This is a genomic window from Neobacillus notoginsengisoli (genome assembly GCF_003515685.1).
GTDB lineage: Bacteria > Bacillota > Bacilli > Bacillales > Cytobacillaceae > Bacillus_D > Bacillus_D notoginsengisoli.
The window spans coordinates 32,734-57,617 of the sequence record NZ_QWEG01000020.1 but is presented as its reverse complement, the minus strand read 5'-3'; the positions used below and the strand labels follow the sequence as shown (position 1 = coordinate 57,617).

Genomic DNA, 24,884 nt, shown 5'->3' with positions numbered 1-24,884 from the left:
TATCGTATGCATGAATGATTTTGATTTTATCTTGGAGGGAAAGTGCCCTTTTTGACATAATAAAAACTCCCCTTAAAGTAAACAGATTTTTATTTTTTAATCTGTCTACCTTAAGGGGAGCATATCATTTTGTAGAGGTTCATCTTCTTTTTCGTTGTCTCAATTACCCTTTGAGCTGTTCGGTTTAGTGTGGAACATCTTAAATCTTAATATCAATCTTCGCATTTTTCTTTAACTCTTCAATTCGCTGAGCGATCTTTTCCTGCTGTTTTTGCTGTTGAAGAGATTGTTCGATTTGCGGTTTTACTTCTTTAAACTTTGGAACTTCTTGTCCAGATTTCTTTCCTTGTTCCGCAAATTGATCATACGTTTTTTGAATTTCTTCATCGGTTATTTTACCCGCCGGCACTTCTTTCTCAAAGTATTGTGTAAGTTTGAGATCGTCAGCTATTTGAGTTTTAAGTGTTTTTATATCGATGCCGGATTTTTTAAGAGCGGCTTCGAACTCTTTTTCTGTTTTAAACTGTTTTTTTACTTCGTCCAGCTGCTTATTAACATCTGCCTCTGAAACTTTATAGCCTTTTTTATCTACATCTTGAAGCAGAAGAGTTTGTCTGACTAAACTGTCAATGGTTTGGCTTTTCACTTGCTCTGCAGCTTCTTTAGAAGTCGGATCTTGTCCCATTTGCTGCATTTGTCCTTGTACAGAAGCTAAAGCGTTATTATAGTCGCTTCCTGAAATTTCTTCTTTATTCACTATGGCAACAGTTTTCTTTTCATCTATTTGCTGTGCTTCTAATTTCTTTTGCATTTCTTCCACTTGCTTTTGGTGTTCTTTCTGTTGATCGGTTTGCGCTGTTTTTTCTTTATCATTATTTTTAGCTTCTTTACTTTCTTCATTTCCTCCGCATGCTGCTAAAACAACGGCCAATAGACCGGTTAATACCATAAACATCATTTTCTTCATAATCAATCTCCTCCCCTAAGCTAGAAGTATAATTTTTCCCTAAAAAAATCATCTAGTGCGGATTATAATGTTAATTTTAAGAAAAAGAAACAGTATGCGCTCGAATTTAATATTTATCACAGGATTGAAATATTTTAATGGAGGCTGTAAAAAAGCAGATGTGAAACAGATTAAGCAAAATATAGCGTCGGCGGCCATGCGCGACTGCCCCGGCAAACCCAGAACCGTCCCTAATTTGCCAAAAGAAACACCGTTCAGTTGTCTGAACGGTGTTTGATAATGGTTTAAATGCCTGTTTTAACGCCGAAACTTACTAAAAGTAAGCCGGTTGATTTTTGAAAAACTTTTTGAAATTTGGAGTTTTTCAGCCACTTTTTTGCGAAATCAATGACATAAACGAGGATTAAAAACCACAATACAGCGAGTCCGGTAAGGATGGATGCCAGAACAATCAATTGCTGATTGACATTTCCACTCAAATCGATAAATTGCGGCATGACGGTGATGTAAACCAAAACAGTCTTTGGATTAAGGACATTACTGAGTAATGCTTGCATGAAAGACGCTTTATGATGCCGGCTCGAAGAATCCACGGGTACATTTGCATGTGCCTGAATCTCCTCCAGGGAAACCCCGCTTTTCGCAAAAAAGCTTCTGATACCGAGATAGATTAAGTAAGCAGCTCCCAAATATTTTATTGTGCTGAAGAGAATGACAGACTTTGCAATGACGACAGATAAGCCAAGAATCGCAATAATCGTCCAAAAAATAAGTCCCGTTGCCATTCCAAGAATCGTATACCGCCCGGCTTTTTGGCCATAGCTGAGCGTGTTCCGCACCAGTAGCATCGTATCCGCTCCTGGGATCAGAACCATCATTGCAGCAATTGAGATGTAAGTAAGTAAGCTATCCATGCCATTTCTCCTCTCTTCATAGTGACTACCTTGGTAAGTATTCGGTAAAGTATATCAAATGAATTTAGAAATACCAATAAGTTTTGCTGAAATAATAGTTGCGGCGTAATTTTCCCAACCACTCGGACTTAAAATAACATTATCTCAAGTGAATCCTGCATCAGTAGGGGGTCATTCCCTAAGGCCTGAAACTTTTCTGTGAAATGAATAGAGGGCTAATCCAGGCAGGATTAACGTATGTTTTTGTTGAATTCCTAATTAGACAAACGAGAGGTTAGTGGGCCATGGAGGAATGAAATATGCTCATGATGCATGAAAATGTAAAAGGCAAAAAATACAAACAATTAATTGACTTACTTTCAAGACAATGTAATCGTTTTGCTTTTGTTGAGAATAGACAAATGATGGAGATCGAAGAAGAGCGCCTTGCTTACATTGACGATTTAATAGTCGATATGAAAGGACATTTAATAGAAAGAAAAATTCAACGGGAATGGGAAACAACAAGGCTTGCTGAAGATACGGCGTACGTTTATTACTTTCATTTCAATAATGCAACAAGGGATTTTTTGGAAGAATATAGCGATTCGCTTTTTGGGTGGATTAGCCCGGAACTGCCAGAAGACTTAATGTTTTATCAAAATGACAAATGTATCTTGGCTGCATGTTCACACGAGGGATTTTTTATGGTTGATGAAACTTTATGGGAGAGGTTCCTAAAAAGGTGAATTCCTGTATTGGATGAAAGCAACATCGGACTGCCCACCGGCTGAATCTCTGTAGAACATGCGAAGTGTTGTAAATGGGAAAAAAACCATATCTTACGGTTACAGGAGGTATCATGTTAAACAAAATCAAATCATGGGCGAGGAATCTAAAACGACAAATATACGTTCTTTACTTTGCATATAAAGATGAAAGAACACCTTGGTATGCTAAAGCATTTACCGCGGGGGTCGTTGCTTATGCGTTCAGCCCAATTGACCTAATCCCTGATTTCATCCCATTTCTCGGCTATCTAGATGAGGTCATTCTCCTGCCAATCGCGATAGTTTTTGCATTAAAGATGATTCCAAAGGATGTCCTGAAAGATTGCGAAGCTAAGGCAGAAGAAATGCTGAAAAACGGTAAACCGAAGAATTGGATAGTCGGTTCCATTATTCTATTCATCTGGTCTTTGTTTATAATTTGGGCTGTTATAAAAATTTTCAACTTATTTCAGTAGTTGAAGTGGAAATCTCATCGCGGTGCTTTAATCCAAGGAGGATTAAGGCGCTTTTTTTACGATTGAATAGGGGAGGGCTTGGCGATTTTTCGGCTCCGGACGAATGAACATCTGATTTGGACGAATCCCCATTGAATCCGGCCGAATGTTCTCCGAATCCGGACGAATCTCCCCACGATTCGGATGAATCCCCCTTGGAATCGGCCGAAAGCGTTCCTACGGTTGAATAGAGAATGCATTAAAGGTGGATTTTGCTTAGTGATTTTTCGGCTCCGGACGAATAAAGATCTGATTTGGACGAATCCCCATTGAATCCGGCCGAATGTTCTCCGAATCCGGACGAATCTCCCCACGATTCGGATGAATCCCCCTTGGAATCGGCCGAATGGATCTTTTAAAGTTCCCCAACGGGCAAAAAAGTAGGGGGTTGGTTTCTAAGAATCTAAAAAAAGGTCCCGCTTATTCAAAAAACCACAGCTATACTGTTCATCAAGGCAAATTTTTATACAAAGACTCGTCAATCGCCTGTACAGCTAGTTCCAATGATTTCTTCCTTCTTTCCAAAAGCGTCCTTTGAGGGCTGCCTTCCTTGGACTTGGCATAAACGTTCTCGATTGATGGGAGTAAACCAGTGAGAACAGTGTGGACTTCTGCTAAATCTTCCTCGGTATAATGATGGGGCCTTTGATTCCAAACGTTTTCCAGCATAGCTAAGCCGATAGTAACAGCTTTGAGCCGTTTTTTTACTAAGGTCGTATTTGCCCCTTTCTCAGTCATCTGAGCCAAGGCATTTTCGAGTTTGCGAATTGTCGATATTAAGGATTTTATCGATTCCACTTTATCGACATTTGATACGTTTTCCATGTTCATAGTTTCCTCTCTTCACCTCTGTCAATTGATCTTAAGTTGGTATTATAACAAAAATATCATATTAAACCTTTAAAAATAAAAGCGACATCCTCCTGTATAGAAGGAAATTGACTGTAAATGAGAGAGCTTGGTAAAATTAGTCCCAAACAAGTGATACTATTAGTAAAAAGCTAATTACTAGGAGATGTTCTAGAAAGTGATTGAAATTAAAAACTTCTCGACCGGTTTGCCTAAAATAATGAAGTACGAAAACGATCAGGAAATGAAAACAGGAATTTATAAACAAGCTATTGAAGAGGCTTTTTTGAAAAAAGAAGGTTTCGTAGGGGATGGAGTTGCGAACACGCAGCATCATGGCGGGCCCGACCGCGCCGTCTGCATTTATCCATATGAACATTATTCACTCTGGGCAAAAGAATTTGGAAAACCTTTGCCGCCAGCAAACTTTGGAGAAAACTTAACCGTCACAAACATGCTCGAAAGCGACGTTCATATTGGCGATATCTTCCGTCTTGGCGAAGCCGTTATCCAAATTACGCAAGGCAGGGTTCCATGCAGTACGATTACAAAAAGAACGAATCATCCTTTTCTTTTAAAAAGGATCATTCAAACTGGTTTTACTGGTTATTTATGCCGTGTTTTAGAAGAAGGTCTTGTTCGGAAAGATTCACAAATCACATTATTGGAATCACATCCAAAACAAGTATCGATTCTTTATGGAAACGAGATTTACTTTCACAGGCAAAAGGATATTGATGGGATCAAGAAAGTTTTGGCCGTTGAAGAATTGGCTAACACTTGGAGAACGGCGCTGGAAAGTCGATTAAGCAAGCTTACTACCGGCATATAAGGCACGACCGAGTATAAAGTTGAAAGGAAGATGGGTATGGTCTTTATCGCTCTCCTTCGCGGGATTAATGTGGGCGGAAAAAATAAAATAGATATGAAACAGCTGAAACAGACGTTTGAGCAGGCTGGAGCGAACGATGTGGTCACATACATCAACACAGGTAATATCATTTTTTCACACAACAGCCTGGCAAAAAATGAACTTTCACGTATTTTGGAAGAAGCAATCCATGCTGATTTCGGACTGAGAATTAAGGTATTAATTCGCAGTATTGATGATTTGCGGGGAATTGTTAACGCCATTCCCGACACATGGAAAAACGATAAAGACATGAAAAGTGATGTCTTGTTTCTTTGGGACGAAATTGATAATGAATCTGTGCTTGAGAGGTTGGTCATCAAACCAACCATTGACCAGGTGAGGTATGTGCCCGGCGCGATTCTTTGGTCGATTGATAAGAAAAACGCAACAAAAAGCGGGATGTCAAAAATCATTGGTTCAACGATTTATAAACAAGTGACTGTCCGAAATGTCAACACCACCCGTAAAATATATGAACTCATGCAAGCTCAAAACAGGTAATTCGCCGAGGATGAGAATTCATAATAACCCAGTACAGATAAAAGCACTTTACGGCTATTTGCCGCAAAGCGCTATGAATGATTTTAATTGTCAGCCACGTTGCTACAATATTGGACAATCTAGAAGTTCATTTGAGTTTTCCGGGCGCCTAGGAGAATCCAGGTGGAAAGGACAAATGGAAAAGTCAATGCCGGCAATCCGTACGGTAGCAGCCAGGAATCAACTGCAGAAATGACCAGAACGGTGAGGCATGAGGCGATGATTGCAGACAGCGGAGCCAGCTTATTATGTGGATTCCTATACACGGAACCGATCGCAACAGCGGCCAATACAGCATTATATCCAAAAAGCCCATTGTCAATTAAAGCATGCTCAGCCCCGAGGACATAAGCGGTCGCCAGTGCTGCCATATTTCCTAAAAGAGCATAGACTCCCAGCTTCCAACCAGCGATTGAAATTCCGATAAGGATCAAGATCCCTGCCACACTGTTTTGCAGAAAAAAGACTTGCCTCGCTCCATCGAACAATCCAGTAGCCCAGTTAATGGAACCGGAAATATCCAATTTCCAATTCGAAAGATTTTGTGGCATTAACTCGGTTGTGAGTGTAAACGCTTTTAGCCGATACGATGCCAGCAGAATCATCCAGGTTATAAGAATAAAGGGAATGGAGAGCACAGGTAAGCCGGTTGGAGTCATCGCCCGCATCAGTGCCGCTGTCATAAATGATGTGATAAAGGCACAGGCTAGTGCGATTATCCACTTATAAGGACCGCTTAAATAGAGGATCAACCCCATCCCTGTCAACACTGAGTTAAAGCCGAATAGTCCGTTCCGAATACGGTTTTTATCTGCTCCTCCCCAATACGCCGTCAGTGTGCCGATGGCCGAGGAAACAAAGGCGGCGATCGTAAGAGGAATAGAGACAGTCGCAATAGCAAATAAAATGACCGCACCAGTCAACGCATTATTAATTAGAACGACTTGGGAAATTCCGCGCAAAATAATGAGCAATTGTGCTGCGCCTGGTATTTTTATTAAACTTTCGATTGTTTGTTTCAGCATTTCTAAAAAATCCTTCCCTTTTGCCTACATTGATTCCTCATCTGTCTGTTCGTTTGTATGTAAAAACTGCAGTCAATCTACCTCTAATATACCCGGGCATCACTCTTTCAACCCGAAAAAAGTTATTCCCTTCCCTCATCCCATGCGAACCTCTGTACATGAATAGGGTGCAGAGTCAAGAATAAGTGACCCCATGGTTCTTTTATTTGTAAATTTGAGTAAATCTAAACTTCTCAATCGTCTAATTAGTGAAAGGGGGATACATATGTAATGAGCACCGAAAATATAGAAAACGAAGATCCGAGAGATCCTTTAAAAAGAGAAGTAGAGGAACTTATGATTCATTATGGAGATGAATTGACGATTCTAGCATACTCTTACGTAAAAAATATCGAGGATGCTAAGGATATTGTCCAAAATGTCTTTGTTACCGCTTATCTACAGATGGGGAAGTTCAGGGGAGAAAGTACGATTAAGACTTGGTTGTATAGAGTCACGATTAATAAATGTAAAGATTATTTAAAAAGTGCACTGTTCAAACGTATTATTCTTTTCGGTACAAATATTGAACCAAAACAGACGGGGAATTCGGCAGAGGAGCACCTGATGGATAAAGAGTTTGCACGTTCGGTTTTACAGGAAGTGATGAAGTTAAAGGTAAACTACCGTGAAGTGATTCTCATGACGTATTTTCAAGACTTAAAAATCAAAGAAGTAGCCATCATTCTGAATCTTCCCGAAGCAACAGTACGGTCAAGATTACAAAGGGCAAAGAAACAATTGACTCCACTATTAGAACAGGGGGTGCTTCCATATGTATGAACCATCAAGGAATATCAAAAAACTGTTATCAAAAGATGAAAAAGAAAAACTCAGATTTACTGAGAAGGACAGGGAAAAGGTTTTTCAAAAAATAGAAGTATCCAATGGACGCCTGGTTAGAAAGATGCACCCCGTAAAGATTCTTATACCAGCTGCAGTTGTCATCATTACTTTAGGGCTGTTGCTGCAAACATCAATTCCCAAACAAGTATTGGCGGCAATCCCGTTTATTCAGACATTATTCTCTGAATATGGAGATGAGGGACAAAAAAAGGCAGTGGAAAAGACTGAAGTTCAACACATTAATCAAACTGTCCTTGACAATGATGTAAAGGTGACTTTTCATGAGATTCTGTATGATGGGGCAAGGATTTCAGTTTCCTATTCGATTGAAGCCACTAGCGGAAGGTATAAAGGCAAGAATTTGGATATTTTTCTTTTTAATATGAAGGTAGACGGCCAAGATCTCACGTCATATGGATTCTCAGGAGGAACAAATGATAAAAAAATCGGGAACCGATATTTAAAAGTGCAAAATATCGATCTCAAGAAAGCTTTACCTGAAAAATTCACATTGAATCTTTCCATTCAGGAATTAGTGTCAGTAGATGATGTTGGAGGTAAGAGAATAAAAGGAAATTGGGCATTTTCTTTGCCAGTAGAGAAAACGGGTGAAGCCTTTGAATTTACGCCGACTGTTTCCAAAAAAACAGAATTAGGAGAACTCAGGGTTCCGGAAATTGTTTTTGGGCCTAGTGCGACATTGGTGAAAATTGAATATAAACGGCCTATGAACTTAAAGCATTCCAGTATTTCTTATAATGTTCTTGATCCTAACAATAAGAAAATGAAGGTATTAAGAGGCGAAATTAGCAGTTACCGGTATAAAAATGGAATTGCAACGATGAAAACGGAGATTATTTTTGAGCCAATGAAAGATATTCCGGAATTTATTACAATCCAACCATATTATGATGGAATAAGTGAGATCAAAAACAATAAAATCAGTATCACTGAAAAGCTTCCCATTTTCCTCGATCAAGGAGAGGATGGCGGAATACTTATTAATAAAATTGAAAAGAAACAAGGAGAAGTGTGGGTGTATTTTGATGTTATAGGCGACTATGTAAAAGTTAGAAAACAAAGATTTAATCTAATGAAAGAGAACGAACTGCAAGTAATTAATAGAGAAGGGGACATTGATAATCCCGATAGTAAAAATCAGCTGATAAAATTCAAAACACCATACAGTGAGGATTTAAACTTTTTTTCAACAACAATTTTTAAACAAAAGGTTATTAAAGAGTTGGAATTAAAAATACCCATTAATAAAGAAGAATTAGGAATACAGGAAAGTAATAAATAGACAATTGCTTTATCAAACAACGAGGGACTAAACGTCAATAAGCATGCCAAAAAACCTTCCTAACCTGATTGTTTGGAAGGTTTTGCGTTTCCTGCAGTTTCTAAATGCATATCATCCTAACTTATACTCAACGAGTAAGGCACTGGAACCGTCCTCTGCCTCATCGTGATTCAGTTGGAAGACATTGCTGATAACTTAAATGTTGCACCAATTTTCTAAATATTTTATTATTAGAGGTAACGGGGCTCATTTATTTCCATGGTGTTTTGTGGAAGAGGGGCGAGATGCCTTTTTTGGGGGCCAGGATTTTTTGCAAAAATGGCCTCAAACTTCATTCCATATTTTTTTGCCGAAAAAATGAATGAGTATTCATTCAAATTTTGTCGAAGGGGGAGACACATGTGATTCAACCTCAAATTCATGCGCAAAACAACGCGCAATCGCAGCAGCAAAAGGCGCATCAAAAACACTTGATCAAAAGAGCCGCTGTCCTCGGATCGGGGGTGATGGGTTCAGGCATTGCCGCTCATCTTGCCAACATCGGCATCCCGACTCTCGTGCTCGACATCGTGCCACGCGAGCCAAACAAAGCCGAACAAGCGAAAGGACTCACACTCGAAGACAAGCAAGTCCGCAACCGGATTGCCACCGAGTCGCTCCAGAAACTGCTCAAGCAGAAGCCGGCGCCGCTCACCGTCAAAGAAAACCTGCAGCTCATTGAAGCTGGCAACCTTGAGGACGATTTGCATCGCCTAAAGGAAGCCGACTGGATCATCGAAGTCGTCACCGAGAACCTCGACATCAAGAAACAAGTATTCCAGAAAGTCGACCAGCACCGGAAACCGGGCAGCATCGTCAGCTCGAACACTTCCGGCATCTCGGTCGAAGCGATGGCGGAAGGCCGCTCCGAGGATTTCCAGAAACACTTCCTCGGCACACATTTCTTCAACCCGCCGCGATACCTGAAACTGCTCGAACTCATCCCGACACAGCACACCGACCCGGAAGTCCTTCAGTTCATGAAAACGTTCAGTGAGGACGTACTCGGCAAGGGCGTCGTCGTGGCAAAAGATACACCGAACTTCATCGCGAACCGCATCGGCACATTCGGCCTGCTCGTCACGCTGAGAGAAATGCTGAAGGGCAGCTACTCAGTCGGAGAAGTCGACTCGATTACAGGTCCGCTCATCGGCCGTCCGAAGTCCGCAACATTCCGGACACTCGACGTTGTCGGTCTCGATACGTTCGTCCATGTGGCAAAAAACGTCTACGACCAGGCGGAAGGCACTGAAAAAGACGTGTTCGACGTTCCGCTAGTCATGAAAGCGATGCTTGAAAAAGGCTGGCTCGGCAGCAAATCCGGCCAAGGCTTTTATAAAAAAGAAGATAAAGATATTCTCGAGCTGAACCCGGAAACACTTGAGTACAGCCCAAGGCAAAGACTAAAAACATCGGCAACCGAACTTGCCAAACAGGAAAAAGGCAAGGCGAATAAATTGAAAGCGCTTGTATATGCCGAGGATGACCGAGCCGGCACGCTGCTCTGGAATATTCTGAGCCCGGTTCTGCGTTATTCGGCAGAGCTTCTTGGCAAAATTGCCGACGACATCCCGTCCATCGACCGCGCGATGAAATGGGGCTTCGGCTGGGAGCAGGGACCATTTGAAACGTGGGATGCAATCGGCGTTGAACGCGCCGTCAATAAAATGAAGGAACAAGGCGACGAGGTTCCGCAGTGGGTCACCGACATGCTCGCCGAAGGACACAGCTCCTTCTACAGTGAAAACACGTATTATCACAACGGCGAATACAAGCCGCTCGAAGTGAACCAGAAAGTCATCGACCTAAAGCTACTTAAAAAAGAAAAAGGCGTCATCAAAAAGAACTCCGGCGCAAGCCTGATCGACATCGGAGACGGTGTCGCGCTGCTTGAGTTCCATTCGCAAAGCAACGCAATAGGGCCAGACATCCTGCAGATGATCAATTTTGCCATCGATGAAGTCGAAAAGAACTACAAAGGACTCGTCATCGGCAACCAGGGCAAAAACTTCTGCGTTGGCGCGAACCTTGCGATGATTCTGATGGAAGCCCAGGACGACAACTTCTTCGACCTCGACATGGTCGTCCGCCAGTTCCAGAACACGATGATGAAAATCAAGTACTCGGCCAAACCGGTTGTCGCCGCGCCGTTCCAGATGACACTCGGCGGCGGAACCGAAGTGTGCCTGCCATGCGCCCACATCCAAGCAAACATGGAAACGTACATGGGCCTCGTCGAAGTCGGTGTCGGCCTCATCCCGGGCGGCGGAGGCAACAAGGAGCTCTACATCCGGCACCTGAACGCCCTCCCGAAAGGCGTCGAATTCGACCTAATGAAAGTCGCAGCCAAAGTATTCGAAACCATCGCCATGGCAAAAGTCTCAACATCCGGCGACGAAGCACGCGAACTCAACTTCCTGTACCGGGCCGACGGCGTCTCCGTCAACAGCGACCACCAGCTCTATGACGCGAAACAAGCCGTCCTAAGCTTAAGCGAACAAGGCTACAAACCGCCAGCCCGGAAGAAGATCCCGGTCGTCGGCGAAACCGGATATGCCGCGTTGTTACTCGGAGCAGAAGCGATGAAGCTATCCGGCTACATCTCCGAACACGACATGAAAATCGCAAAAAAACTCGCCTACGTCCTAGCCGGCGGCAAACTCCCATACGGCACCGAAGTAGACGAACAATACCTGCTCGACCTCGAGCGAGAAGCCTTCCTCAGCCTCCTCGCCGAACCCAAATCACAACAAAGAATGCAACACATGCTCCTAAAGGGCAAGCCGCTTAGGAACTGAGGCAGGGTGAGGCACGGGGACGGTTCCACTGCTTCATTCGAGAGTCGAAAGAAGCACGGGGACGGTTCTACTGCTTCATTCGGGAGTCGAAAGAAACGGGGAGATGGTTCCGGAATGCAGAAACGCGTTTTAGAATTGTGACAATATATACCGTAAATGTGACGAAATGAACCTTATTTGTGACAATATGTACTCCTTTCTTCGATTAATGAACCAAATATTTGACGATATGCACCATCCAGTGAGGCACGGGGACGGTTCCACTGCTTCATTCGAGAGTCGAAAGAAGTTACAGAACCTCACTGGTTTAGGCTTCGGAGCTTAGCTTTCAAAAGTGGCTGGCAGTTCGTTCACTCTATTAAGCTTCGAAGCTCGGCTTTCAATATAACCGGCAGTTCATTCACCAACTGCCAAATACGGATATATTGAAAATCACACGGATAAAACAAAATTTACATGAATAAAACCAAAAATCACACGGATAAACAAAACTCAATTACAGATAAGTCGCAACAATTTCTAAAATACACTCTAGGTTACTAGAACACCAGAATCCAAAAACCCTAGACAGAAAGAGAGGGAAACCCAATGAGAGAAGCGGTCATCGTTGCCGGAGCCCGCACCCCGGTCGGAAAGGCGAAAAAAGGCTCACTCGCCCAAGTTCGCCCCGACGACCTCGGCGCGCTCGTCATCAAGGAAACCTTGAGACGGGCCGGCAACTACGAAGGAAACATAGATGATGTCATCATCGGCTGCGCGATGCCAGAAGCGGAACAAGGCCTGAACATGGCCCGCAACATCGCCGGCCTGGCCGGACTCCCGTACGAAGTCCCAGCCATTACTATCAACCGATACTGCTCAAGCGGCCTGCAGTCAATCGCTTACGCTGCCGAACGAATCATGCTTGGCCAGGCCGACACGATACTCGCCGGCGGAGCGGAATCGATGAGCATGGTACCGATGATGGGCCACGTCACCCGACCGAATGCCAGGCTCGCCGAAACGGCCCCGCAATATTACATGAGCATGGGCCACACCGCGGAAAAAGTCGCTGAGAAATTCGGCGTCACCCGCCAGGACCAGGACGAATTCGCCGTCCGCAGCCATGAGCGGGCCGAACGCGCCATCAAGGAAGGCAAATTCAAGGACGAAATCGTCCCCGTCGATGTCACCGTCCGCTCAGTCGGCAGTGACAACAAACTAAAAGAAAGAACATTCCAGTTCACCAATGACGAAGGAGTAAGACCAGGCACAAACGTCGAAACACTGGCAAAACTGCGCCCGGCCTTCTCCGTCAATGGGACCGTCACAGCCGGAAACGCCTCGCAGACAAGTGACGGCGCAGCCGCAGTCATGGTCATGGATCGCGAAAAAGCCGAGTCACTCGGCCTGAAGCCACTGGCAAAATTCCGGTCCTTCGCCGTTGGAGGCGTCCCGCCGGAAATCATGGGCGTCGGCCCGGTCGTAGCCATCCCGAAGGCACTCAAGCTCGCGGGACTCGAACTTAGCGACATCTCGCTATTCGAGCTCAACGAAGCATTCGCATCCCAAGCGATCCAGGTCATCCGCGAACTCGGCTTGGATGAAGACAAAGTCAACGTCAACGGCGGCGCCATCGCACTCGGCCACCCGCTCGGCTGCACCGGCACCAAACTAACACTATCACTCATCCACGAACTCAAACGACGCAACCAACAATTCGGCGTCGTCACCATGTGCATTGGCGGCGGAATGGGAGCCGCAGGCGTATTCGAACTGCTGTGAGGCAGGGGACGGTTCTACTGCTTCATTCGGGAGTCGAAAGAAGCACCGGGACGGTTCCACTGCTTCATTCAACGGAAAAAAACAAGAATCGCATCAAAAAAGAATAAAAAACATCTCGTTAATGAAAGGACGGCTTTAAAAGCAGCATCCTGAACGCTGATAAAGGGGTTCGTTAACGAACAAAGCCCACCGGCAAAGTTTTATGCGCCAAATCTTACATGTTATGCGCGAAATCCCGGCCTTTATGCGCCAAATCTAACAGTTAATGCGCCAAATGAAGCACCGGGACGGTCCTGTTGCATCATTCGGAAGTCGAAGAAGCACCGGGACGGTTCCGCTGCCTCTTTCACCAAACTCGAAAAACCAGCTTTGTTTATCTGCCAACTCAATCTTACTGTTAGCCCAAAAGGATACCCAGTCGCGGGGGAGAAACGCTGTCCACTCAGCCTATCCCCCCGCGTAAAACAGAACCAGGTATGCATTCACTCAACCCAAACCCGAAACGGAGGAATCGCAATGACCCAGCACCAACCTCAACTCGACCCAACCCAAACTCAAACCCAACCCATCAAAGGCGGAAGCTTCCTAATTGAAGACATCCCAGCTGCCCGCGTCTTCACGCCCGAAGACTTCACCGACGAGCACAAAATGATCGCGAAAACAACCGAGGAATACATTGAAAAAGAAGTCATGCCGCAAATCGAGCACATCGAAAACCACGAATTCGACCGCTCGGTAAAACTCCTGAAACAAGCCGGCGAACTCGGCCTCTTAGGAGCCGACGTCCCAGAGGAATACGGCGGCCTCGCACTCGACAAAGTCAGCTCCGCGCTCATCGCCGAAAAAATGGCCCGCGCCGGTGGCTTCTCGATCTCACACGGCGCCCACGTCGGCATCGGCTCGCTGCCAATCGTCCTATTCGGCAACGAGCAACAAAAACAAAAATACCTCCCAGACCTCGCAACCGGTGAAAAACTAGCCGCCTACGCCCTGACCGAGCCAGGCTCCGGATCAGACGCACTCGGCGCGAAAACAACCGCCAAACTGAACGCCGAAGGCACCCATTACGTCCTGAACGGCGAAAAGCAATGGATCACCAACTCAGCTTTTGCAGACGTCTTCATCGTCTATGCAAAAATCGACGGCGAGCAGTTCTCCGCCTTCATCGTTGAACGCACCTACCCGGGCGTCTCAGTAGGCCCGGAAGAAAAGAAACTCGGCATCAAAGGCTCCTCAACCAGGACACTCATCCTCGAGGACGCCCAAGTCCCGAAAGAAAACCTGCTAGGCGAAGCCGGCCGCGGCCACATCATCGCCTTCAACATCCTGAACATCGGCCGCTACAAACTCGGCGTCGGCGTCGTCGGCGGAGCCAAGCGCGCCTTTGAAATCACCGTCCAGTACGCCAACCAGCGCCAACAGTTCAAGACGCCAATCTCGCAATTCAACCTGACAAAGGAAAAATTCGCAACAATGGCCGCGAAACTCTACGCAGCCGAAAGCTCCGTCTACCGAACCGTCGGCCTGTTCGAAGACCGGATGGGACGCCTCACCGAAGAGGAAGCCAAAGACGGCCTCGAAGTCGCAAAGTCAATCGCCGAATACGCCATCGAATGCTCACTCAACAAAGTCTTCGGAACCGAAACACTCGACTACGTCGTCGACGAAGGCGTCCAGATTCACGGCGGATACGGCTACATGGCCGAATACGAAATCGAGCGCGCCTACCGCGACTCGCGCATCAACCGCATTTTCGAGGGCACGAACGAAATCAACCGCCTGCTCGTCCCTGGCACCTATATAAGGAAGGCGATGAAAGGCGAGCTGCCGCTGTTCCAGAAAGCCCAGCAGCTACAGGAAGAGCTCATGATGATGATGCCAGAGGAGCCAGGCGACGAACCGCTCGCCCAGGAAAAACATCTCGTCAAAAACGCCAAGAAAATCGGTCTCCTCGCCGCCGGACTCGCCGCCCAGAAATTCGGCAAAGCGCTCGAGCAGGAACAGGAAATCCTCGTCAACATCGCCGACATCATCTCGAACGCATACGCCATGGAATCCGTTGTCCTGAGAACCGAAAAAGCCATCAACAAAGCCGGCCTCGAAAAATCCCAGCAGAAGCTCCTCTACACCCAGATCTTCTGCCAGGAAGCCTTCAACGAAATCGAACAGCACGCCAAAGAAACACTCGTCGCCACCGAAGAAGGTGACGCCCTGAGAATGCTCATATCAGCACTAAGAAAATTCACCCGGCACACACCAACAAACGTCATCGCACTCAAACGCCAAGCCGCCAACCGCCTAATCGACGCAGAGAAATACGTCGTCTAAGACCAAGACCATCATGGCAAAATAAAAGGCATCCGCCACCCGGATGCCTTTTTCAACGCCACCCAACCCAATCCCCGCCACCACCACAACCCCCGGACAAACCGCACCAGCACCACAACAACAACCCCCATAAACAAAGACCCTCGACGCACAAACCAGGACAGCTTTCCTCGAAAAAGCGAAGAAACCAAAACACAGACATCAGCCGAAAAAATCTCACTCCAGCAAAGCACTCCCAAAAAACATTCTGCCTGAGCTCTTGAGACACTCAATCGTCTAATTTTGTAATTTTTTGCGATAATTTTTTATTGTGCAAGCCCTTCTACTGGGTTATTATGGGAACCATAATATTCTAAAGGAGGTCACCCGAATGAAAAAGATTCTTTCGGTTATTATATCTGCTGGCCTAGTCATTGGATTATCATTTGGATATGCGAACAAAACTGAAGCAGCTGCAAAACCAAAGGTCTACAAAAACTGTACAGAAATCAACAAGGTTTATAAAGGCGGCATCGCCAAGTCTTCCAAAGTAAAAAATAAAGGTGGCAAGACAAAGTACAAGCCTTTTGTTTCAAAAGCACTTTATGACGCCAATAGAAGCAAGGATCGCGACAAAGACGGAATCGCGTGTGAAAGATAAGTTGATGGTTGAATGTAGAGCCTCGTAATCTAACAGATTTCCGTTACCTACCGCAAACATTGGAAAATGGATAGTAAAATGAGTGACAAATTGTACGGTAATTTGTCACTCATTTTTATTGATATAAAGCGATTAAAAAAACCGCCATATATAAAAGATAGTCAAAACCGCCAAGTAATTGGATATTTATGTTACTTATTAAAAAGCGCCTAAACCCTTACTGCAAAAGGGATTGGGCGCTTTTTATCTGTTTAATGTCCTGGGAGAAATCAAGATTAACACGAATTTGCTTTGTTGGGGGGCCGTTCAGTTTGTTGAAAGTGGAACTTAACACTTGATGACGAGAAAAATAAACAGAAAAAATACGTGACTTAGACGAGGTAAATGTCCTCTTTTAACAGTCTACGTGAGTTGTTGATTTTTTGAATACCGATATGCTAGAATTGCAATTGAAAATGATTATTATTATCAATGGAATATAAAGTTCAGGTGCAGCATCTTCAAGATGATTAATGATTGAAAGGGTGTAAATGATGAGAAATATTGAAAAATATAGGAATGCATTTATCAATATCCTGGATTTGGAGGAAGAAGATGTATGTGAAGATTTAGCACTTGGATCAACACCAGAATGGGATTCAATTGGACATATGGGACTCATTTCTGAGATGGAGGATGTTTTTGATGTCACATTAGATTCCGAATGGATTACCGAGTTCAATTCTTACCTGTCGGGAATTGAGCTATTGAAACGGTTGGGAGTAGACTTTATTAATGAATAGGTTCAAAAATTTGGAGGAGTTTGGGAACCGTACCGCCGTATATGCTGAACGAAACTATTCTTACTCTGAAATGATAGAAATAGCTGATGCGATCTGCGGTAGTGTAGGTGAAAGAACGCTCGTTTTTTGTTTATGTTCAAATAATAAAGAGTCTTTATTTGGCTACGTGGGCTTTATTAGAGGCGGCGTTGTACCTGTGCTTTTGGATGCATCCATCCATATTGATCGGTTGCGCAGATTGGTTAACCTTTATAAACCTGCATACATCTGGGCGAGTAGTGAAAATCAAGATCTATTAAAGGTAATGGATTGTTCATTTGTATTTGGGGATTACACTTTATTTAGATGTCCGACATATTTCCAACATAATCTTCATGAACATCTTGCGCTTCTTTTAACAACCTCTGGAAGTACTGGGAGCCCCAAATTTGTTCGTTTAAGTTATGAAAATATTTTCAAAAACGCTGAATCAATAGCAAAGTACCTTGACATCAATGCAGACGATAAACCTATAACAACACTTCCAATGAATTACTCCTATGGTCTTTCTATCATTAATAGTCATTTCATATGCGGGGCGACGATAATTGCAACGGATGCATCTATCATGAAAAAGGAGTTTTGGGACTTATGTAAGGAGCAACGAGCAACAACCTTTGGAGGAGTTCCTTTCGTGTATGAGATGCTGGATAGGCTGAAGTTTGAAGAGTTTAATCTTCCAAGTTTAAAAAAACTAACCCAAGCAGGTGGGAAATTAAGCGAAACTCTATCACGCAAATTTGCTAAAGTATGTAATCAGAAAGGGATTCAGTTTTTTACCATGTACGGTCAAACTGAAGCTACAGCGCGGATGACCTATTTACCATATGAAAAAAATCTTGAAAAAGCCGGAAGTATCGGTATTGCCATTCCAGGTGGAGAACTGATTCTGCAAGATGACAAAGGCAAGAAAATTGCAGCGCCTAATGTTATAGGCGAATTGATATACAAAGGGCCAAATGTTTCTCTGGGGTATGCTGATTCGTTATTCGATCTTTCGAAAAAAGACGAGAATAACGGGATTTTGCGTACAGGAGATATGGCTTACTTTGATGAGGATGGATATTTTTTTATAGCTGGCCGAATCAAAAGAATGATTAAAGTTTATGGGAATCGTATCAGCCTTGATGAAGTAGAAGCATTTTTAAATGAACATGGTCATGATTGCATCTGTGCTGGAACGGATGACCAAATGGTTATTTACACATTAAAAGATGATTATGTTCAGATTAAAAAAATTATCAAGGAAAAATTAAACTTAAAGGGCTTTAAGATTGTGAGAATCGAGGAAATCCCACGTAACCATTTTGGAAAAATCCTCTATTCAGAGTTGCTAAAATACGGATAACCTATCATCACCTGAACAGTAACAGGAAATGTGATACACATGGCAAACCCCTAGATACTGAGATTTGCCACCTTCCAAGTAAAACATTGAAGTAAGGTGTATCCACATTAGTAAGTTTACTAGTTCTTAAGCGTTAGTCGACAATTTTCAGGGTTTCATGCAGCTTGGACAACTTTTGGTTAATTTTTGGATTCAATTTATTTATTATCAGGTGATTGGATGACTTTTATATCAATTGAGTTTCTCCTATTTTTGGCAATAATCGTCTTTATTAATTATTTAATCCCACATCGATTGAGATGGATCCTTTTATTAGTAGCGGGTTACGTTTTTTACGCTACCTTAAGTATACAATTTATACCGTTACTACTTACTAGCACAGCTTTTACTTATTTTACTGGAATTATAATTGAAAAACAGGAGACAAAAAAACAGAAGAAAAAAGTCATGCTGGTTGGTATTTTCGTTTTGCTGTTTTTTCTCGGTTGGTTTAAATATTTTAATTTTGTAAATGACTCGCTTCGGGCGATGGCAAAATTCATTGATTGGAAATATACCATACCATACCAAGAGATTGTCCTGCCATTAGCCATTTCGTTTTATACATTTCAGGCAGTAAGTTACCTTGTGGATATATACTATGGAAAGCAAAAAGCAGAAAGACATTACGGCTATTTTTCGGTATATTTTGCATTTTTCCCGCAATTGGTTGCTGGGCCGATTGAACGTGCCAAGAAATTGCTTCCACAATTAAAAGCCGAACAAAGTTTAAGTTATGAGAATTTGGTCTATGGGATGAAGCGAATTGCATGGGGGTTTTTTAAGAAGACATTAATAGCCGATCGACTGGCTCCAATAGTTTCTAGTGTTTACGATAGTCCTAACCCGACTGGTTCACAAATCGTACTAGCTACTATTCTATTCTCAATACAATTGTTCGCTGATTTTTCAGCATGCAGTGACATTGCCATCGGCTGTGCAAGAATGCTAGGAATAAATTTGACAGAAAACTTTAAGCAGCCGCACTTTGCAGTTTCGATAGCAGATTTTTGGAGCAGATGGCATATAACGCTCTCTACATGGCTTAGGGACTATATCTTTTTCCCGTTATGTAAGGGGAAAAAGAAGAGAAGTGAAATATATTTAGCAATTGTGATTACTTTTTTAGTAAGCGGCATTTGGCACGGAGCCGCTTGGACTTTTGTTTTATGGGGTTTGATTCATGGGTTTTATCGCGTGTTTGGAGATGCTACAAAATCTTTTCGTCAAAACATTGCTTCATTTATTCAATTGGATAAAAGTCCAGTGCTCCATAAATGGGTGAAAATTGCAATAACCTTCCTGCTAGTTTGCTTTTCCAGAGTTTTTTTTCGATCTGATTCCGTAGCACAAGCATTTGATAATGCAAAACTTTTCTTATCAATTAGCTCCTGGAGCCCATTGGGAATTGTTAAAGCATTTGAAATTTTTCCGCTGCTGGATTTGGTGATTTTCAGTTTGTTCTTTATTATTCTACAACTTTTTCAGTATATCGAAAGAAACAATGTTTCAACATGGAAATTTCTATCGAAGCACTCGATATCCACTAGATTTGCATTTTATATATTACTCATTCTTTCAGTCCTTGTATTCGGTGTATCGGGTAATGAATTTGTTTATGGTGGTTTTTAATCTAAATAAAATCCATGGGAAGTTTGGTTGCATTTCATATTTGAGCCATTCAGAAATTTTGGTAAAAGAAACACTGTATTGAAAGGATTTGCTATGGGACGATTATTCATTAAGTTAACAATAATCATTAGTGTTGTTATCCTGCTGTTTATGCCAGTAAATAAATTTGTAAGGGATTCTTATGATTACAATATAAACCATGAGATTCTGGCATTTAAGAAACAGCCATATCCTGTTGATATCATCAATCTAGGTGCTTCTCATTCAATGTATGGTTATTATTTTAAGCCTACTGGTTTGTCCCATCTGGACTTAGCGCTTCCTGCTCAGACAATTCAGTACGACTTTAAATTGTTGAAAGAGTATGGCAAGTATCTTAAACCTGGTGGTGTCGTTATCGTTTCCATCTCTCAAATTACTTTCGCCAATTCTGAGGCTAAGCACATAGGAAATTATTATAAAGTTCTGGATCGGAACGAAATAGAACCGTTTAATTTAATTGATTATTATAGTTACTTGTACTTACCTGGGACAAATAGTGAGAGATTTCATTCTGCGCTCGCGGGTAAATTGAAAAACTTTAAATGGAATTCTCATCAACCTTGGGCAAATAACGGTAAAAATTATTCGGGAAGAAAGTATACGAAAATAGAAAAACAGTACCAAGAAGCAGTTGAAAACAATAACATTGAACGAAATGTAAAGCAGTTAAGAGAGATAGTAGATTATTGTAGCGAGAAAGGCTACCAAGTAATATTAACCATGGAGCCAGTACATCAATCTTATCTTGAATATTTCAATGAAGAAGTAATGAATAGACTTGTTTTTCAGTACTTAAAAGCTCTTAAATTAGATGTCCCATTTTTAAATTATATGAGTGATCAAAGATTCGTAAACAAAAAAGAATATTTTATCGATCCCGATCATTTAAACAGAGAGGGAAGGAAAATGTTTTCTTGGATAGTATACGAGGACCTCAAGAAAATGGGCTATTTAATGAGCGATCCAAGTTAGTCCATATTTTAACCTTTGAAGAGGAGTTATGGTTTATTGGCGACTAATGGGGCGGTTAATTAAACAGTTAGGGGAGAATCCATATGAGATTACTCTGTAAAGCCTGTAAGACTGTTATTTCAAATGAGTTAAAGTTTTTGGAGGATGATTCAAAATTAAACCAGGATATAGTTGGAGAAGACTTCATTCCCCAAGGTTTATTTATAATAAATAGTGATGATGTTTATCCCGCCCGTATAAGAAATAGAATAATCATTAATATTAAAGACCTAATTCATTGTAAATATCATCGAGACCGGCGAAGGTTAAATGGTTGTTGCGGAAAAGATGGATGTGACGGTAATAACCTAGTCTGTCAGAATAACCATGAAATCGGAGTAGAAATATCAGATTGCTGGCAACCGCATTTAGTTGCTTTAGATCCAAACCTGGTCGAACAAAGTTTTGTACAGTCTAATTGAACGAACGGTAGATTTTTGAAGAATGGTATTTTTAAATGGGGGATGAAGCCGTTTGAGTATTGAAGAAGGGTTAAAAATGATGGAATGGGTGGCTTTTAATTTAATGCCAATCATTTGTATTGTTTTTGTATTAAATTGTGTGAGTTTAACAAAAAAAATAAAAACAGGTAAGAATACTGCTAAAAACACGGTTTGGATAACAATTACATTTATATTGATCATTTACTCAATAATGAGTGTAGCAGCATTAAGTTATTGAACTAAAGGGTGCGTTACTAAACCAAGAAAAAGTAGCGAAGATATCTTCAACAATCGGGCGCTTCCCTGTAACAAGGATCAGCGCTTATTTTCATTTTATTGATAAGAAGGTGCATAAAACCCCACTTTTTTATGCAGCAACCAGGCTTTCTATTAAAACATAAAGAAAAAGCGGGTTAGGCTAATTGCCATTTCACCCGCTTCATATTATTTATTCACAATCAGTTCAAGTAAATCAGCAATTTGGGCAAGCCACCAGGCAATTGAACCTGTCGTAAGTATTAAACCTAACAGGAATAAAGGTCTCAAAATTTCATCTAATTCCGGCTTATTTTTATTGTGTTGCAAAAAGATGCCCCCTTTTAAGATGATACCTTTATTTTATCATCTATCAGGAATATAGGCAGTAACAACTCCAGTCTGACCATAACCAGTTTGCAAAGACAATGTATGGCTCATTTCAATAGCCAGCTTTCCTTACTCAATGCCTCTTGAGGAGAAAGAAACGTTTCTAACGAATTTAAAAACAAACGCTGGAGAGAGTTAAGGAAATTCTTTTAACCATCTCAATTTGCTCCACAGGCAACTCTTTCATTATAATCATCAACTCTATAACATATTTATACCTATTGTTTCGCTTTGGTGAAATTGGGAAACACGCGAAACCCATTCATCTAAGGGAATGATTAGTAATCAATTTAACCTGAGTAGAAGGTATAAGGAAAAATATGTTGAATACAGTTGTATCAATTAATAACGAAGAGGTGTTGATATGGCTGAACCAACAAAGATTTTTATAAGCTCTGCGGCTGAATCAGGTTTAGGTTGGTTGAGAGAAAGTGTACATGCCGAGTTAAGAGCAATGGAACATCATCCACAAATGTACGAAAAAGATTTCGGTCCATGGCCTGTCCAAAATTTAGTTGGGAATTGTATAGAACATGTATTAAGATGCGATATCTTTTTGTTATTTATTTCACATAAAGCAGGTAATTTTAGCGATAGATATAAAGCCACAGTTACTCATGTTGAATTTCAAAAGGCACATCAAAATAATAAAAACATAATTGTATTCGTGCATGATGAAATTTATCGTATATTTTGGAATGACTTGCGTTGGGTGATAGCCGAGTTAATTGAGGCTTACAAAGAATCTCATCATGGTATGGAACCTGATAGCTACCGGGATATTGCTGAGGAGGCTTGGAGTAATTACCCAGGAAAGTCTGAAAGTATTGACTCATATATCTGGGGATTCCTATATGATATTTATCAAAAAGGACATTACCTGGAGCAAATATCATTAGGGGTTGATGGAGTAAAAACCATTAAGCGTTACTTTAGTGATCTTTTTCGTCAAGGAAGTAAATACCTTGCCCTAAAAACAGAAATTGAAGAACAGATTGCTGAAGGTCCCACGTACCGTAAACACGCAGAATTTACGTCGCAAATGATTGGGTACTTAAGAAACGGGGAATTACAAAACCCAAGAATGTTTTTGGAGTATCTGCAACGTTATTTGAAAAGTGGTATCGTTTTTACTAAACCGGGTACAGTCTTCGAAAGAGTTTTGGGTGAATATGAATCCTGCTCCGGAAGTACACTTTATAAAAAGAATGATCTAAAATTGCAACTGGTTGCTGCCTCAGGAATGGCAAGTGACGATAATGCAGCATATGATTTAGGGGATAAATCTTCGTATGTTGTCAAGGCTTTTGACAGCCAAAATCCAGAACTGTTTTATAGTGAAGAAAAGCGACAATTCTATCTCGCTATACAATCAGGAAATTATGTAATCTGCTTTCATTACCCTGTTGATTCATTTTGGACAGAAGAAACCATGAGGCGCTTCAAAGGAGATATCATGCGTGATATAATGGAAACAGAACCAGCACTTTTCCGTAATTTTGCCATAAAATTACTAGGGGGGATAAAATAATGAAAACACAATCGATTCGAAATGATGATGACAAAATAATCCATGTCGCCTCCGGATCCGAAAAGGCTGCTGAGAAGTATATTGAAGAAAAAGCAAAGCGTTTTGACGAAACGAACCGTCGGCTACAAGAAGCCTTTGGGAAAAGTCCAAGGCGGAGGGCGTTCAGTTAATTAAACCGGTAAATTTAATCATTATTAATAAAGGAGAAGCCCAATTTTTAAAATGGCCTCTCCTTTTTATTATTTCTACCTTTCACAGACAAGATTTCATCAATATCCTATATACCAAACAAATTACCACTTTCCCACCCCGTCAACAAATCCCCCACCAACTATAGTAAACTAAAAGAAAAACGGTCCACGACCAAAAGGGGAACATGCCAATGTCACTCATCATCTGCACATACGTACCAACCGGAATTGTCCTATCCGGCGACAGCCGCACAACCGTCACCCTGCAAAACACACAACAAGTCCCAAATCGCGTCACCCACACAACAAACCTGGTCCTATCCGACGCAACCAACAAAATCTTTCGCGTCTTTAACAAATTCGGAGTCGGCACATTCGGCGGTGCGCTCATCAACGACCTGCCAATCGAACACTACATAAAAGAATTCGAACACGCAAACCAGGAAAACGCACTTGGCACCACGGGGCAATTCGCCACCCAACTATTAGCGTACTTTCGCGCATTTTCACCGATCCCGACCGTCTCGTTCCTGGTAGCCGGCTACGACCACAATGAACCGTTCGTTTTCCAAGTCAACGTCCCAAACAACCAATGCGAACGAATCAACACTGACCCGGCCAGCAATGAAGTCCAATATGGCATCATCAGAGGCGGCGACACAGAAATCGTCAACAGACTACTAAGCCAGCCGCAGCACCTCCCACTGTTCGGGATGCTCAACCTCCAAGACGCCATCGACTTCTCCAGGCACCTCATACGCGCAACCATCGACCAACTCAGATTCGAACCAAGATTCCCAACAGTCGGCGGCCCAATCGACACCCTGATCCTAAAACCAAACGAAACCACCTTCATCGTAAAAAAACAACTAACCACCCACAACTAAACCCGCCAAGAACTGAGACAGGGGACGGTTCCCTACATTCATAAGGTTTAAATGTTCAATATGTT

General features: G+C 42.3%; 24 protein-coding genes. 19 read left to right on the top strand and 5 right to left on the bottom strand.

The features are described 5' to 3' along the window. Positions 1–199: 199 nt before the first annotated feature. Together D1B31_RS21635 and D1B31_RS21630 are read right to left on the bottom strand one after the other, a co-directional pair. Complete coding sequence (locus D1B31_RS21635) at positions 200–967, bottom strand: SurA N-terminal domain-containing protein (RefSeq protein ID WP_118924386.1); 768 nt, start codon at positions 965–967, stop codon at positions 200–202. A gap of 284 nt (positions 968–1,251) precedes the next feature. Then, positions 1,252–1,881: a homoserine/threonine efflux transporter gene (locus D1B31_RS21630; RefSeq protein WP_118924383.1), complete on the bottom strand. Its 630-nt coding sequence runs from the start codon at positions 1,879–1,881 to the stop codon at positions 1,252–1,254. A 305-nt stretch (positions 1,882–2,186) separates the two neighbouring features. On the opposite strand from D1B31_RS21630, the gene D1B31_RS21625 reads away from it, so the two are divergent. Beyond that, complete coding sequence (locus D1B31_RS21625; RefSeq protein ID WP_240035384.1) at positions 2,187–2,609, top strand: stage III sporulation protein AH; 423 nt, start codon at positions 2,187–2,189, stop codon at positions 2,607–2,609. Between the two features lie 113 nt (positions 2,610–2,722). Beyond that, a complete protein-coding gene (locus D1B31_RS21620; protein WP_118924379.1) occupies positions 2,723–3,106 on the top strand; it encodes a YkvA family protein in 384 nt (127 codons plus the stop codon). 489 nt (positions 3,107–3,595) lie between these two features. Here the strand turns inward: D1B31_RS21620 and D1B31_RS21615 are convergent, their stop codons facing one another. Next, positions 3,596–3,970, bottom strand: a complete 375-nt coding sequence (locus tag D1B31_RS21615; protein WP_118924400.1) for a hypothetical protein — start codon at positions 3,968–3,970, stop codon at positions 3,596–3,598. A 244-nt stretch (positions 3,971–4,214) separates the two neighbouring features. On the opposite strand from D1B31_RS21615, the gene D1B31_RS21610 reads away from it, so the two are divergent. Continuing rightward, a complete protein-coding gene (locus D1B31_RS21610; protein ID WP_118924398.1) occupies positions 4,215–4,826 on the top strand; it encodes an MOSC domain-containing protein in 612 nt (203 codons plus the stop codon). A gap of 36 nt (positions 4,827–4,862) precedes the next feature. Beyond that, positions 4,863–5,408: a DUF1697 domain-containing protein gene (locus D1B31_RS21605; protein ID WP_118924377.1), complete on the top strand. Its 546-nt coding sequence runs from the start codon at positions 4,863–4,865 to the stop codon at positions 5,406–5,408. A 119-nt stretch (positions 5,409–5,527) separates the two neighbouring features. Here the strand turns inward: D1B31_RS21605 and D1B31_RS21600 are convergent, their stop codons facing one another. Further along, positions 5,528–6,472 carry an urea transporter gene (locus D1B31_RS21600; RefSeq protein WP_118924375.1) on the bottom strand — a complete coding sequence of 315 codons (945 nt, stop codon included), beginning with the start codon at positions 6,470–6,472 and terminating at the stop codon, positions 5,528–5,530. Positions 6,473–6,742: 270 nt separating this feature from the next. Here D1B31_RS21600 and D1B31_RS21595 point away from each other — a divergent pair, with 270 nt between their 5' ends. From D1B31_RS21595 to D1B31_RS21540, 12 genes are all read left to right on the top strand, one after another. Continuing rightward, complete coding sequence (locus tag D1B31_RS21595; protein ID WP_118924373.1) at positions 6,743–7,294, top strand: sigma-70 family RNA polymerase sigma factor; 552 nt, start codon at positions 6,743–6,745, stop codon at positions 7,292–7,294. Then, positions 7,287–8,660: a DUF4179 domain-containing protein gene (locus tag D1B31_RS21590; RefSeq protein ID WP_118924371.1), complete on the top strand. Its 1,374-nt coding sequence runs from the start codon at positions 7,287–7,289 to the stop codon at positions 8,658–8,660. The genes D1B31_RS21595 and D1B31_RS21590 overlap by 8 nt, the downstream gene beginning before the upstream one ends. Before the next feature lie 470 nt (positions 8,661–9,130). Then, positions 9,131–11,497 (top strand): 3-hydroxyacyl-CoA dehydrogenase/enoyl-CoA hydratase family protein, encoded by a 2,367-nt coding sequence (locus D1B31_RS21585; protein WP_275670738.1) that lies wholly within the window; start codon positions 9,131–9,133, stop codon positions 11,495–11,497. Between the two features lie 588 nt (positions 11,498–12,085). After that, positions 12,086–13,261 (top strand): acetyl-CoA C-acetyltransferase, encoded by a 1,176-nt coding sequence (locus tag D1B31_RS21580; protein ID WP_118924369.1) that lies wholly within the window; start codon positions 12,086–12,088, stop codon positions 13,259–13,261. Positions 13,262–13,777: 516 nt separating this feature from the next. Next, positions 13,778–15,589, top strand: coding sequence for an acyl-CoA dehydrogenase family protein (locus D1B31_RS21575; RefSeq protein WP_118924367.1), 1,812 nt, complete (start codon positions 13,778–13,780; stop codon positions 15,587–15,589). A gap of 370 nt (positions 15,590–15,959) precedes the next feature. Continuing rightward, entirely contained in the window at positions 15,960–16,229 is a 270-nt protein-coding gene (locus D1B31_RS21570) for an excalibur calcium-binding domain-containing protein (RefSeq protein ID WP_118924365.1), read from the top strand. A gap of 530 nt (positions 16,230–16,759) precedes the next feature. Continuing rightward, on the top strand, positions 16,760–17,011 hold the full coding sequence (locus D1B31_RS21565) for an acyl carrier protein (RefSeq protein WP_240035383.1): 252 nt from the start codon (positions 16,760–16,762) through the stop codon (positions 17,009–17,011). Then, positions 17,004–18,398 (top strand): AMP-binding protein, encoded by a 1,395-nt coding sequence (locus D1B31_RS21560; RefSeq protein WP_118924361.1) that lies wholly within the window; start codon positions 17,004–17,006, stop codon positions 18,396–18,398. The genes D1B31_RS21565 and D1B31_RS21560 overlap by 8 nt, the downstream gene beginning before the upstream one ends. A gap of 186 nt (positions 18,399–18,584) precedes the next feature. Continuing rightward, positions 18,585–20,069 (top strand): MBOAT family O-acyltransferase, encoded by a 1,485-nt coding sequence (locus D1B31_RS21555; RefSeq protein ID WP_240035382.1) that lies wholly within the window; start codon positions 18,585–18,587, stop codon positions 20,067–20,069. Between the two features lie 78 nt (positions 20,070–20,147). Further along, positions 20,148–21,083 carry a hypothetical protein gene (locus D1B31_RS21550; protein ID WP_240035381.1) on the top strand — a complete coding sequence of 312 codons (936 nt, stop codon included), beginning with the start codon at positions 20,148–20,150 and terminating at the stop codon, positions 21,081–21,083. Between the two features lie 83 nt (positions 21,084–21,166). Further along, positions 21,167–21,544 carry a hypothetical protein gene (locus D1B31_RS21545; protein ID WP_118924358.1) on the top strand — a complete coding sequence of 126 codons (378 nt, stop codon included), beginning with the start codon at positions 21,167–21,169 and terminating at the stop codon, positions 21,542–21,544. Between the two features lie 52 nt (positions 21,545–21,596). Next, positions 21,597–21,803 (top strand): hypothetical protein, encoded by a 207-nt coding sequence (locus D1B31_RS21540; protein WP_118924356.1) that lies wholly within the window; start codon positions 21,597–21,599, stop codon positions 21,801–21,803. A 206-nt stretch (positions 21,804–22,009) separates the two neighbouring features. Here D1B31_RS21540 and D1B31_RS24505 read toward each other — a convergent pair whose 3' ends face one another. After that, positions 22,010–22,150 carry a hypothetical protein gene (locus D1B31_RS24505; RefSeq protein ID WP_158587649.1) on the bottom strand — a complete coding sequence of 47 codons (141 nt, stop codon included), beginning with the start codon at positions 22,148–22,150 and terminating at the stop codon, positions 22,010–22,012. Between the two features lie 424 nt (positions 22,151–22,574). Here D1B31_RS24505 and D1B31_RS21535 point away from each other — a divergent pair, with 424 nt between their 5' ends. The 3 genes from D1B31_RS21535 (at position 22,575) to D1B31_RS21530 (ending at position 24,819) form a co-directional block, all read left to right on the top strand. Beyond that, positions 22,575–23,741 (top strand): DUF4062 domain-containing protein, encoded by a 1,167-nt coding sequence (locus D1B31_RS21535; RefSeq protein WP_118924354.1) that lies wholly within the window; start codon positions 22,575–22,577, stop codon positions 23,739–23,741. Continuing rightward, positions 23,741–23,911, top strand: coding sequence for a hypothetical protein (locus tag D1B31_RS24500; RefSeq protein ID WP_158587648.1), 171 nt, complete (start codon positions 23,741–23,743; stop codon positions 23,909–23,911). Before D1B31_RS21535 ends, D1B31_RS24500 begins: the two co-directional genes overlap by 1 nt. A gap of 212 nt (positions 23,912–24,123) precedes the next feature. Beyond that, positions 24,124–24,819, top strand: a complete 696-nt coding sequence (locus tag D1B31_RS21530) for an Ntn hydrolase family protein (protein WP_118924352.1) — start codon at positions 24,124–24,126, stop codon at positions 24,817–24,819. Positions 24,820–24,884 lie beyond the last annotated feature (65 nt).